Here is a 12946-nt window from a genome sequence, read left to right on the forward strand (position 1 = left end):
ATCTTCAGTTTTCAAAGAGCAATCTGTACAAGTATATGGTAGCAAACATGTTGGCTTATGCCAACCGACATTCATCTCCCACCTAAAATTGGTGTTTTACACCTTCACATTTTTGAGGAAGGAGTCTTTTGTCGGAAAACGATAAAGCATGGGAGGTAGTAACGATGAATCCACTTATTTTTAAAGAAGATTGTCCATTAGACCTTATTGCGGTTGGACGTTTATGCGTTGATTTAAATGCTAATGAAACACAACGTCCTATGGAAGAAACAAGAACGTTTACTAAATATGTAGGAGGTTCTCCTGCAAATATTGCAATTGGTGCTGCACGTCTTGGCTTACAAACAGGATTTATCGGTAAAGTATCTGATGACCAAATGGGCCGCTTTATTACGGGGTACCTAAAGGACAACAATACTAATACAGATCAGATATGTATAGATCGTACAGGTGCAGTGACAGGTTTAGCATTTACAGAAATTAAAAGCCCTGAAGATTGCAGTATTTTAATGTACCGCGACAATGTCGCAGACTTAAATCTTGATCCAACAGAGGTATCTGAGGACTATATTAAACAATCAAAAGCACTCTTAATTTCAGGAACAGCTTTAGCGAAAAGTCCTTCTCGCGAGGCAGTATTTTTAGCGCTAGAATATGCACGTAAGCATGATGTAGTTGTATTTTTTGATGTGGATTACCGCCCTTATACATGGCAGTCAGAAGCTGAAACGGCTGTGTATTACAATCTAGCGGCTGAAAAATCTGATGTCATTATTGGAACGCGTGAAGAATTCGATATGATGGAAAAACTATTAAACTATGAACAGTCTAATGACCAAGTTACGGCTGAAAGATGGTTTTCTCATCATGCGAAAATCGTTGTAATTAAACATGGCGGGGATGGTTCAATCGCATATACGAGAGACGGTCAATCTCACCGAGGCGGTATCTTTAAAACAAAGGTGTTAAAGACGTTTGGCGCTGGCGACTCGTATGCATCCGCGTTTATTTATGGATTAATGCAAGGGCTTGAGATTCCTCATGCGATGCGATTAGGTGGCGCTTCTGCCTCAATCGTTATTTCTAAACATAGCTGTTCAGATGCAATGCCAACAAGGGCAGAGATTTCTGCATTCATGGAAACGGCTGAGGAAATGGTATAGAAACATCATAAATGAGTAATCAAGTAAGGGCGTATCTTATGTACGCTTCTACATTACATAAAAGGGAGAGAATGAATATGACAGTACAAACAGCACAAATTGTAAAAAACTACATTGGCGGCGAATGGGTAGAATCCATTTCAACTAAGATGGAAGCTGTATATAATCCGGCAACAGGAGAAGTAATCGCTCAAGTACCACTTTCAACAAAAGAAGATGTTGAACATGCTGTATTAGCAGCAAATGAAGCATTCAAATCTTGGTCTAAAACGGCTGTGCCAAAACGCGCTCGTATTCTATTTAAATATCAACAATTACTAGTAGATAACTGGGAAGAGTTAGCGAAACTTATTACGATTGAAAACGGAAAAAGCTATAACGAGGCTTACGGTGAAGTTCTTCGTGGTATTGAGTGCGTGGAGTTTGCAGCGGGTGCTCCTACATTAATGATGGGAAAACAATTACCTGATATTGCAACAGGTATTGAGTCTGGTATGTATCGTTACCCAATTGGTGTTATAGGCGGGATTACACCTTTTAACTTCCCTATGATGGTTCCATGCTGGATGTTCCCACTTGCAATTGCTTGTGGTAATACATTTGTGTTAAAACCTTCAGAGCGTACACCACTTCTAGCAGCGAAATTAGCCGAATTAGCTGAAGAAGCAGGCTTACCAAAAGGTGTATTAAATATCGTAAATGGCGCACATGATGTAGTAAACGGTCTTCTTGAACATAAATTAGTGAAGGCAATTTCATTTGTAGGTTCTCAGCCGGTTGCAGAATATGTATACAAAAAAGGAACAGAAAGCTTAAAACGCGTTCAAGCACTAGCGGGTGCGAAAAATCATTCTATTGTATTACATGATGCAAATCTTGAACTAGCAACAAAGCAAATTATTAGTGCTGCATTTGGTTCAGCTGGTGAGCGTTGTATGGCCGCTTCTGTTGTAACAGTAGAAGAAGAAATTGCTGATCAACTAGTTGGAAGATTAGTAGAAGAAGCAAATAAAATTGTGATTGGTAATGGTCTTGATGAAGATGTATTCCTAGGACCAGTTATTCGTGATAACCATAAAGAGCGCACAATTGGTTACATCGATTCAGGTGTAGAACAGGGCGCTACATTAGTTCGTGATGGACGCGAAGATGCAGCTGTAAAAGGAGCTGGTTACTTCGTTGGGCCAACAATTTTTGACCATGTTACAAAGGAAATGAAAATCTGGCAAGATGAGATTTTTGCTCCTGTTTTATCCATTGTTCGTGTGAAAGCATTAGATGAAGCAATTGAAATTGCGAATGAGTCTCGCTTTGCAAATGGAGCTTGTATTTATACAGATAGCGGAGCAAGTGTACGTCAATTCCGTGAAACAATTGAATCAGGTATGTTAGGTGTCAATGTTGGGGTACCAGCACCAATGGCATTCTTCCCGTTCTCTGGCTGGAAAGACTCTTTCTATGGTGATCTTCATGCGAATGGTACGGACGGCGTTGAGTTTTATACTAGAAAGAAAATGCTTACATCTCGCTGGGAAAAGTAATCATTAAGAGAGAAGTAGAATCACTCTAGTTGTTCGTAAGCGAAAGTAGTAAAACATAAGAAGGAAGTATTAGGAGTCTATCAAATTCCTAATACTCCTTTTTCATATGCAGAATGAATGATAGAGATAGAAAGGAGCAAACAAAATGCAAACTGTTAGAATGACGACGGCGCAAGCATTGGTGAAATTTTTGAATCAGCAATACGTAGAGTTTGATGGAGAACAACAAAAGCTTATTAAGGGTATCTTTACTATTTTTGGTCATGGAAATGTAGTAGGCCTAGGTCAAGCTTTAGAAGAGGACGCAGGAGAACTAGAAGTATATCAAGGAAGAAATGAACAAGGGATGGCAAATGCTGCGATGGCTTTTGCAAAACAAAAACATAGAAAACAAATTATGGCATGTACTTCTTCTGTTGGTCCTGGATCAGCAAATATGATTACCTCTGCTGCAACAGCTTCTGCAAATAATATTCCTGTTTTACTACTTCCAGGTGATGTATTTGCAACGAGACAACCTGATCCTGTTCTTCAACAAATTGAACAAACGCATGACTTATCTATTTCTACGAACGATGCTTTTCGTGCGGTAAGTAAGTATTGGGACCGGGTGAACCGTCCTGAACAATTGATGACAGCTATGATTCAAGCCATGCGTGTTTTAACGAATCCGGCAGATACAGGAGCTGTAACAATTTGTTTACCACAAGATGTCCAAGGCGAAGCGTGGGACTTTCCAAGTTACTTCTTCCAAAAGCGTGTTCACCGTATTGAACGTCGTCTCCCTACAAAAGCCAGTTTAGCAGATGCGGTGGAATTGATTAAGAGAAAGAAAAAGCCAGTTATGATTTGCGGTGGTGGTGTAAGGTACGCAGAGGCAGCAGAGGAACTGAAACAGTTTGCTGAAGCATTCCGCATTCCATTTGGGGAAACGCAAGCTGGGAAAAGTGCGATTGAAAGCAGCCATCCATATAATCTTGGCGGCATCGGAGTAACTGGAAATTTAGCAGCCAATACAATTGCAAAGGAAGCGGATCTTGTTATTGGAATCGGGACGAGATTTACTGATTTTACAACGGCATCTAAGCAATTGTTTCAGAATGAAGAGGTTGAGTTTTTAAATATTAACATTTCAGAATTCCATGCGAACAAGCTCGATGCATTGAAGATGATAGCAGATGCAAAAGAAGCACTTCTTGCCCTAATAGATGAACTGCAAGCGATTGAGTATCAATCTAGTTACACAGTAGAAATCGCTAATGCAAAAGAGGATTGGGAAATAGAATTGGTACGTCTATATAATGTTCGCTTTACAAATCAAGATTTTAAACCAGAAGTTGAAGGTCATTTCGATGAGAATTTAAATGAGTATGTAGACGCACTTGGTACACAATTAACACAGACTGCAGTCATTGGACAAATGAATACATTACTTGATGAAGATGCAATCATCGTTGGTGCGGCAGGAAGTCTTCCAGGTGATTTACAAAGAATGTGGGCATCAAGAAAACCAAATACATATCACATGGAGTATGGATACTCTTGCATGGGCTATGAGGTTGCAGGCGCACTTGGTGCAAAGCTAGCTGAACCATTGAAGGAAGTATATGCAATGGTAGGGGATGGAAGCTACCAGATGCTTCATTCTGAGCTCGTTACAAGTCTTCAAGAAAACAAAAAAATTAACGTTTTATTGTTTGATAACTCCGGATTTGGCTGCATTAATAACTTACAAATGGGTAACGGAATGGGGAGCTTTGGAACAGAGTTTCGCTACCGAAACCAGGAAACTCGTAAATTAAACGGGGCTATTATGAAAATAGATTTTGCAGCTAGCGCGGCTGGATATGGCGTAAAAACGTATCGTGTTACATCGATAGAACAATTACAGGAAGCGCTTATAGATGCGAAAAAACAAACAGTTTCTACATTGATTGATATTAAAGTATTACCAAAAACAATGACAAATGGATACGATTCATGGTGGCATGTAGGTGTTGCAGAAGTATCTAATAGTCAAAGTGTACAAGCCGCGTATGAGAGTAAAGTAAGTAACTTGCAAAAGGCAAAATCTTATTAGATTAGGACACAAAGAGAGTTTTTTATCTACATGCATATTGTTTAGTAAGCTCTTTTTTTAACAAACAGATAGGAGAATTTAGCGAAACTCTATAACATTTTACAAAGAGGAGAGACAAGGGAATGTTCAAAGAAAATACGATTAAGCTTGGGATTGCACCAATTGCTTGGACAAATGATGATATGCCGGAGCTAGGAGCAGAAAATACGTTTGAACAATGTATTAGTGAGATGGCACTAGCTGGATTTAATGGAAGTGAAGTAGGTAATAAATATCCGAGAAATACAGTTGTATTGAAAAAATCTTTGGAATTACGAAACCTGGAGATTGCTAGCGCATGGTTTAGTGCGTTCTTGACAACGAGGCCGCTTGAAGAGACAGCACAAGCATTTATTAAGCATAGAGATTTCTTGCATGATATGGGTGCAAAAGTCATCGTTGTTTCAGAGCAAGGACATAGTATTCAAGGTGTAATGGATGTGCCGCTATTTCAAAACAAGCCCGTTTTTACAGAAGAAGAGTGGGATAAGCTTGCAAATGGGTTACATCACCTCGGTAAATTAGCTCAGGAAAAGGGGCTACATATTGTATACCATCATCATATGGGTACGGGTGTTCAAACAACGGCAGAAATTGAAAAGTTAATGGATATGACGGATCCAGATTTTGTATCCCTGCTTTTTGATACAGGTCATCTTGTTTTTTCAGGAGAAGAGCCACTTTATATTTTGAAAAAATATTTACCTCGTATTAAACATGTACATTTAAAAGATATTCGTGAGGAAGTAGTAGATGCTGTAAAGGAAAACGAATTAAGCTTCTTACAGGCAGTGAAGAATGGTGCATTTACAGTTCCCGGGGATGGCGTAATAGTATTTGATGAAGTGTTTACTACCCTTGCGAACTCTGAGTATAAAGGATGGTTTGTGGTAGAAGCAGAGCAAGACCCGGCTTTAGCGAATCCTTTTGAATATGCATTAAAAGCCCGGAAATTTATACAAGAGAAAGCAGGTCTTTAATTTCCGCATGGTGAGATTACATAAGGAGTAAAACGACGAGACATTTGTTTTCTATTTAATAAATAATATTGAAACAGGTGAATGTGTAATGCCATTAGTGCAAATGAAGGGTATTTTAATTAAGGCAAATCAACAGAATTATGGGGTCGGAGCTTTCAGTGTCGCTAATATGGAAATGGTAATGGGAGCTATCCAAGCAGCAGAAGAGTTACGTTCGCCGCTTATTCTACAAATTGCGGAAGTTCGTTTGAATCATTCGCCAATTCATCTGATTGGTCCTTTAATGGTTGCTGCGGCGAAAAAAGCGACTGTCCCAGTAGCAGTTCACTTTGATCATGGTATGACGTTTGAAAAGATTAAAGAGACATTAGAAATTGGTTTTAGTTCGGTTATGTTTGATGGCTCTCACTATCCGTTAGAGGAGAATATTCAAAAGACAATAGAAATTGTAGCGCTTGCGAAACAGTACGGAGCGACGGTAGAAGCTGAGATTGGCAGAGTAGGTGGTAGTGAGGACGGCTCAGAAGATATTGAGATGTTGCTGACAAGCACCACAGAAGCAAACAGATTTGCAGAAGAAACAGACGTTGATGCGTTAGCTGTTGCGATTGGAAATGCGCACGGTATGTACAATGGAGATCCTGATTTACGATTAGACCGCTTGCAGGAGATTAATGAGGTAGTTCGTATTCCTCTCGTATTACATGGTGGTTCTGGCATTAGCCCAGAGGATTTCAAACAATGTATTCACCATGGTGTTCGTAAAATTAATGTAGCGACAGCGACGTTTCAGAATGTAATTGCTGCGGTTAACACTGCTGCCCTAAATACTCCTTATTCAGATTACTTTATGTATCATCAAGATGTAATTGAGGCCGCATACGAAGACGTTAAAAATCATATGCTCATATTCGGAAGTGAAAACAAAGCATAACCAGAAAGGTTTTCTTCATTAATATCAGAAGAAACTCGAAATTTAGTTAGCTGATAAAGATAGAGAATGATAGAGTAGCCATTAATTAAAAGGGGGAGAAAGCCGTGTTAGGAAAATTAGGTGAATTAAATGAAGGGTATAATGTATTAACAGAAATGAACGGTCAATGCAGTGATATGTTAATGGATATAGGCATATATAAGATGTCTAATGGAAAAGAAGAGTTGCTATTTGATAATAAGAATGAAACGGCAGTACTTTTACTAGAAGGGGCAATACGTTTAGAGTGGGATGGAATGGAACAAGTTATTCTAAGGCAGTCTGTTTTTGAAGAAAACCCTTGGTGTTTACATGTGGCTAAAAATGTGAAGGTTACAATTACTGCTCTGTCAGATAGTGAAGTGCTTGTTCAAAAAACAGATAATGATCAAGAATTTGCGTCTAAGTTGTATACTCCAAATGAGTGTCAAAGTGTTGTAGCTGGAGATGGAGTATGGGAGGGAACAGCGCAGCGTGTTATTCGGACAATTTTTGACTATAACAATGCAGCATATTCTAATATGGTAGTAGGAGAAGTTATTTCTTATCCAGGGCGATGGTCCAGTTACCCACCGCATCATCATGACCAGCCAGAGGTATATTATTATCGCTTTAACAAGCCGCAGGGATTTGGATGTGCCATGGTTGGGGAGGATGCTCATCGCGTTGTACATAATAGCTTTATTACAATTCCGGGTGAGCTAGACCATCCACAAGCAACAGCGCCTGGATATGCAATGTATTTTTGTTGGATGATTCGACATCTTGAGAATAACCCATGGAATGATCGTATCATGGAGGAAGAACACAAGTGGTTATTAGAACCAAACGCGAAAATTTGGCCAGAAAAAGAATAAAAGAAAATTAAGGTTTTGGCAAAAAATGATTTTACTTGTGATGGTTTTTGCCCAGAACCACCAATTTTTTTGTGAATTTAGGCAGGTTCTTATATGAGATCGCATAAGAGTCTGTTCGCGTGCTCCACCTTTCTTTATGTACAATAAGGATAATAGATACTATAGACATGGAGAGGAAATCCATGTCCACTAAATTAGTTAATTTACGCATTTTAACAGGTTTCTTAAATGCAATTCTAGAGGAATCTTTAGATGCATCAATTACAGATTTTCCAAACGTGAAGTGATGATTTTAATTGAAAAAGGTAATTTGGAAGGGGTTGCAGTATTTGTAAAAGAAGAAATTACGATCTTGAAATAAAGAAGTTTGTTTGTTTAATTCACTTTGCAAATTAAACAACATTATTATTTGCTAAAATCGAAAACATTAAAACAAAAACAAATTTCTGTAAGATTAAAAACGAGCGCTCCAATTCATAGCGATAGGATGCTCGTTTTCTATTTATGTATAGAAAACCTCGTCTATTTTTAGTCTATCTCCCTACGTACAATTATAGTAACGTGAATAGTCCGAAACAATTATGTTTCGGACTAGGGGTTCGATATTTTATCCATTTTATTCAACATTTTTTAAGGATTAAGAGGCTGAATTTTCTGATTTATAAAGTAAGAAAAATGTATTACGTTAATCAATAGATACCCCACTAGAGACAATCGGTTTTGTTGGTGCTGGCGTATCTCCGCCATTAAACGAAGAGTGTTGTGATACATTTAAACTAATCATGCTACATGCTAATGCACTTACTACTACCATACTTAATAACACTTTTTTTATTTTTCTCATTACTTTAACGCTCCTTTTCTCAAATGATTCTTATTGGCATTATTGCTAATGTAGAAATATTTGCTCGCCTTAACATGATTATCTGCCTGGTAAAATTGGAGTGCTAAAATCTCTGCATGTTCTTTTACACAATCCCACATGCCCTCTTTTTCAAAATAAGAAATTGCATCAGTAACTACTTTTTCTAGTTTAATTCTAGGCAGTTCTGTGATTAGTTCATTTAAAACTGCGAAACGGTGCTTATATTCCTCATTTCCGGATTCATTTGTATATTTCATTCCCTGTTCAATATATGATTTTGCTGTTTCAACGCCTTCTAATTTATAATATGCTCTTGCTAAGACAAATAATGCTTTAAAATGGTTCGGTATTTTATTTATAATTTCAGAACTCTGTCGGATCGCCAATGGATATAAATCTTGAATATTATATAACCAGCCCAAATTGTAACGTACTCTTAATAATAAATGTTCTTTATCATACTTCTTAAAAACATCAATAACCGTATTGAGACATTCTTCAGCTCTTTCAAACTCTCTTAGATCTATACAAGCTAAGCCATATACATTGTCGCATAAAGCAATATTGATTTCATATCCTACATGATTCAGGTATATTTCTTTCGCTTTTACTACATGTTGAATCGCTTCAAATGGTTGATAAGACTGATAAAAGTAAGTTGAAATTCTATACTTAAACTCGGCTTTTTCTACTTCATCAGGTATATCAATTAAAAGTTCTTCCGCCTTTTCAAAATGTGTTCTCGCTTCAGTATAATTTGCTATAATTGTAGAGTGGATTGCCTTAAAGAAATGATAGTAGTAAGCTAAAAATGAAAATTCATCTTTGATATTAGGGAGCTCTTCTATTTTATTAAAAGAATCTTTAGTAATACTCATTCCATCTACCAAGACCTTATATCTAAAATTCAGTAGTGAATAATAGAATGATAAATATTGGTCTGTTTCTATTCCTTTTAAATTTTCTTGTACTTTTAGATATGTTTGTTTTGCTGCTTTTACATGATATGAACGGATTTCTTCATACCATTCATTTAATATTTTCATCAATTGCTCATTGCTTTTTTCTTGAACAGTCATAATATCCCCCTTTTCTCCGTATAGGCTTATTCTGATAATAACAGGAATTAGATACTTTAAATTTCACTATGAGTTTTTTTCATAAATATACAGAATATTCTGAATAAATTGAGTGTCCATACTTTATTTAATGCGACAAAATATAAGAAAGTATGAGTTTCGTCGATGGATTTTTTAGATGTTTAAACCGTTCCTACTGAATTTTTCTTATAGGAGGTGGCGTAGAATTATGACAGAAACGGAGATGGTATACACCGCTAGTGTATTGAGAAATATATAGCGATATTAAACTTCAAGGGATTCCACGAAGATAAATAGAAGTATACCTATATCTATTTATAATGAAAAAGGGGCGTTGGTTAGTATGATAAGTTTTGGGATTAATTTACGCACTATCATTAGTTATACACAAGAGAGTAGGAATCGTAATAATATAAAGATTATAAGTCAGTTAGGAATAAAGTTGTTTGATATATACGGAGAACCGTTACCAGTATCAGATGTTAATCGAGAGTTAGTGACGGCTTTAAAACGTCAAGACATAAATAAGCAACGATATATAATAAGTCATTTAGAAGGATAGAAAAACTGATATTATGGGGCGTTTCTTTACAGGAGGCGTTTTTATTTTGCGTAGAAATGAGGATGTAGCCTTTGCTTCAAATAGAAAAATGATAAAATACTGCAAAAATAGTAAAGGAGAAGGATGGCGAATGAAAGGAATCGTTATTTTAGGCAAGGAGAGGGGGACTTAATACTATTTGTTTGACAGAAAAAGATTCATTTACAGGAAAGCACCGACAAGTGAAGAGAAGAGGCATCATAATTCATTGTAGGTCGTTTTTTCTGGTTTGAAATATATTATTTGTGACAATTAAATCGTACATTGATATTGCAATTTTTATGTGGACAGGCATTACCTGACCACAATTGTCGTACTAAATGCGAGTACGTACACGTATGTTGAACAAAACTTAACATGTACAGAGATAATAAGGTTGTTTAATTTACAATAAAGTCGTTTAAAATAAGGTTTTTTAAAAAACGCCAGTCATGTTATTCAACAATCGGGCCATATAACGGAATTGAATGTTGTAAAAATTTAAAATGTTTGAAATAATTATTATTAAGTTAAAGGACAGCGATTGTAGAAAAAGGTGATACGATTTTCTCTTACTTAAGAATTGTGGAAGGGTAAAAAATCCGAGTAATTATATTCCGAAAGGTGTGTTTAATATACTATCAACTAACGTTTTTACTTATAAATCTAAGGACGGAAAAACAGTAACAATTAGAGAAGCTAAAGAACAGGATGCAGAAAGAATGTTAAATTCTGCTTCAAGAGCTTTAAAAAACGCTCCATACATGCTAAGTACGGTTGAGGATGTAAAGCAGATGAGTGTTGATGCTATTCAAAAAACGTTAAAAGCTTATTATGAAAATCCAAATTTTGTACAGTTTATTGCTGAAGTGGATAGTAAGTTAGTCGGTGCAATAGATTTTAAGAACGGAAACAAAGAAAAAATTAGTCATCAAGGTTTTTTTGCGATGACCATACTACCTGAATATCGAAATTATGGTATTGGAAGAGCTCTTCTAGAAACGTTAATCAATTGGGCTAAAAATAACTGTAAGATTGAAAAAGTTTGTCTTGAGGTAATGGAAGATAATTTAGGTGCAATCAAGTTATATAAGAATCAAGGCTTTTTTGAAGAGGGTAGAAAAGCAAAGGGTGTAAAATTGGATGGAGGCTATCAAGATTTAATATTAATGGCTTTATTCGTTTGAAATTGAACATTATTCAAGAACAGGGTGCTATTTTTGCACCAGAACCGTATCACGTGTATGGAATCATTAATATCAAAAAAGCCATCACGCAATGATGATTGCATGATGGCTTTTGTTGTTTTCTTATTTCTTTGTCTCATTGACCCATGTAGCGATGTCCTTGATGACATACGCAGGAACATTGGAAGGGACTTCGTATTCACTAGGGTGACTTAATTCCCCGTCGCCCTCCGTGAAGAAGTGATTCAATTTCGGGTATTCTTTGAAATGAACATTACTGCGGCTTGAAAGCCCTTCTTGCCATTTCGTAAACTCGTCTTTTACTGTTACTTGATAATCACGTGCGCCTTGCAGAATCAGTAATGGCTCTTTTCGTGATTTCGCTTCCTCAACTGGACGCCAACGAGTCACATCATACATGAAATGTGGAGAAAGATAATTATAACCAGCTGGTGGGTGATCTGGATCAAAAGTAGGGTCCTCAATGTAAGCGAATTGTTTTTTTATTTCATCAATATATTCCTTAGGTGCTCCGAGGTACTGATACTGATCAAGGAGCATGTCAGTAAACGGACGTGCAGGTGGTGCCATTAAAATACTTCCTCTTACAAGTGATGAAGGTGCTTTGCTTAGTATGCGCGGCATGGTGCCAGCACCTTGGCTATGTCCGAGAATGAAAATGTTATCTGGGTCAATGCCTTCCTGCTGCGCTGCTGATTTTGCTGCATATATGGCATCATCTGTAGTATCTCGGTCTAACGTTACAGGTTCTGCACTCATTTTAAAACCGTGTTCTAAGGAACGTTTCTCATAACGTAACACTGCGATACCGCTTGATGAAAGACCAGCTGCAAGGTCTCTAAAGATTTTAGCTCCCATAAATGTACTGTCACGATCATGCGGCCCAGAACCGTGAACAAGAACAACAACAGGTACTTTTTCGCCAGGTTTATGTTTTGGAACCGTTAATGTGGCTGGTAACGGGTATGTAGCATTTCCAATGACGATTTCTCGTTCTTGGTAGGAATCAGGTTGGTCATAGCTAGGATGCGGGATGGTATAAGATTTCTCTGGCGCCGTCCTTACGCCAACCTCATCAACTTTGCCGCCAGGCGTGAATTTAAGGAGTAGTGGAATAGTAGTTCCTTCGATAGCTCCTGGAATTTCAACCGTTTGATGGACCAAGTTTCGTTCTTTTATAACAGGTGTTCCCATGCTTGTAATTCTGCTCCCGCCACTTTGTGTCCACCAGCTTTGTAATATGTTTGCCGTAAACTTGGATTGAAAAGCTGCAGACGTCAACTGGAGTGCCTCTGCATATTTACCTTGTTGGAGATATGCAAAAAATAAAGACGTACGCTCCGTTAATGAGACTTGTTTCTTTTCTGCAGTTTGTGCCCCTTGTGTATCCCCATGAATAGCTGTTGTAAGCGGAAAAGAAGAAACACCTAAAGAAAAGAGTAGGGTAAAAGAAAGTGCTGATTTTTGTAACTTCTTTGTTTTCATCCTGTTTAACCCCCAAAATGTAATGGTATGAAATAGGTATGGTAATTAGTGGAATGTTTCCCTATTGGGGTTTCG

12 protein-coding genes are annotated in these 12946 nt (G+C 37.3%); 9 read left to right on the forward strand and 3 right to left on the reverse strand.

Annotated features, from left to right (window positions below; translation table 11 throughout):
* The first annotated feature begins 164 nt into the window (after positions 1 to 164).
* The 6 genes from iolC (at position 165) to ABH959_RS23705 (ending at position 7633) form a co-directional block, all read left to right on the forward strand.
* A complete protein-coding gene (gene iolC, locus ABH959_RS23680) occupies positions 165 to 1163 on the forward strand; it encodes a 5-dehydro-2-deoxygluconokinase (RefSeq protein ID WP_404493248.1) in 999 nt (332 codons plus the stop codon).
* 77 nt (positions 1164 to 1240) lie between these two features.
* Entirely contained in the window at positions 1241 to 2704 is a 1464-nt protein-coding gene (locus tag ABH959_RS23685) for a CoA-acylating methylmalonate-semialdehyde dehydrogenase (protein ID WP_404493249.1), read from the forward strand.
* Between the two features lie 145 nt (positions 2705 to 2849).
* Positions 2850 to 4784, forward strand: a complete 1935-nt coding sequence (gene iolD, locus ABH959_RS23690) for a 3D-(3,5/4)-trihydroxycyclohexane-1,2-dione acylhydrolase (decyclizing) (protein WP_201055179.1) — start codon at positions 2850 to 2852, stop codon at positions 4782 to 4784.
* Positions 4785 to 4906: 122 nt separating this feature from the next.
* Positions 4907 to 5803: a myo-inosose-2 dehydratase gene (iolE, locus tag ABH959_RS23695; protein ID WP_340853421.1), complete on the forward strand. Its 897-nt coding sequence runs from the start codon at positions 4907 to 4909 to the stop codon at positions 5801 to 5803.
* Between the two features lie 88 nt (positions 5804 to 5891).
* Positions 5892 to 6737 carry a class II fructose-bisphosphate aldolase gene (locus ABH959_RS23700; RefSeq protein WP_404493251.1) on the forward strand — a complete coding sequence of 282 codons (846 nt, stop codon included), beginning with the start codon at positions 5892 to 5894 and terminating at the stop codon, positions 6735 to 6737.
* A gap of 104 nt (positions 6738 to 6841) precedes the next feature.
* A complete protein-coding gene (locus ABH959_RS23705; RefSeq protein WP_404493252.1) occupies positions 6842 to 7633 on the forward strand; it encodes a 5-deoxy-glucuronate isomerase in 792 nt (263 codons plus the stop codon).
* A 685-nt stretch (positions 7634 to 8318) separates the two neighbouring features.
* On the opposite strand, the gene ABH959_RS23710 is transcribed toward ABH959_RS23705, so the two are convergent.
* Positions 8319 to 8477 carry a Phr family secreted Rap phosphatase inhibitor gene (locus ABH959_RS23710; RefSeq protein ID WP_098180350.1) on the reverse strand — a complete coding sequence of 53 codons (159 nt, stop codon included), beginning with the start codon at positions 8475 to 8477 and terminating at the stop codon, positions 8319 to 8321.
* The gene (locus ABH959_RS23715) at positions 8477 to 9577 is read right to left on the reverse strand and encodes a response regulator aspartate phosphatase (RefSeq protein WP_201055184.1); all 1101 of its coding nucleotides are present in this window, start codon (positions 9575 to 9577) and stop codon (positions 8477 to 8479) included. Before ABH959_RS23715 ends, ABH959_RS23710 begins: the two co-directional genes overlap by 1 nt.
* Before the next feature lie 364 nt (positions 9578 to 9941).
* Here ABH959_RS23715 and ABH959_RS23720 point away from each other — a divergent pair, with 364 nt between their 5' ends.
* From ABH959_RS23720 to ABH959_RS23730, 3 genes are all read left to right on the forward strand, one after another.
* Positions 9942 to 10160, forward strand: a complete 219-nt coding sequence (locus tag ABH959_RS23720; RefSeq protein WP_002144183.1) for a hypothetical protein — start codon at positions 9942 to 9944, stop codon at positions 10158 to 10160.
* Between the two features lie 46 nt (positions 10161 to 10206).
* Positions 10207 to 10332 (forward strand): hypothetical protein, encoded by a 126-nt coding sequence (locus tag ABH959_RS23725; RefSeq protein ID WP_256508296.1) that lies wholly within the window; start codon positions 10207 to 10209, stop codon positions 10330 to 10332.
* Positions 10333 to 10804: 472 nt separating this feature from the next.
* Positions 10805 to 11365: a GNAT family N-acetyltransferase gene (locus ABH959_RS23730; RefSeq protein ID WP_201055185.1), complete on the forward strand. Its 561-nt coding sequence runs from the start codon at positions 10805 to 10807 to the stop codon at positions 11363 to 11365.
* Positions 11366 to 11488: 123 nt separating this feature from the next.
* Here ABH959_RS23730 and ABH959_RS23735 read toward each other — a convergent pair whose 3' ends face one another.
* The gene (locus ABH959_RS23735; RefSeq protein WP_201055186.1) at positions 11489 to 12871 is read right to left on the reverse strand and encodes an alpha/beta hydrolase family protein; all 1383 of its coding nucleotides are present in this window, start codon (positions 12869 to 12871) and stop codon (positions 11489 to 11491) included.
* Between the last annotated feature and the right edge of the window lie 75 nt (positions 12872 to 12946).

Source organism: Bacillus sp. RC51 (assembly GCF_044908115.1).
Taxonomy (GTDB): Bacteria; Bacillota; Bacilli; order Bacillales; family Bacillaceae_G; genus Bacillus_A; species Bacillus_A mycoides.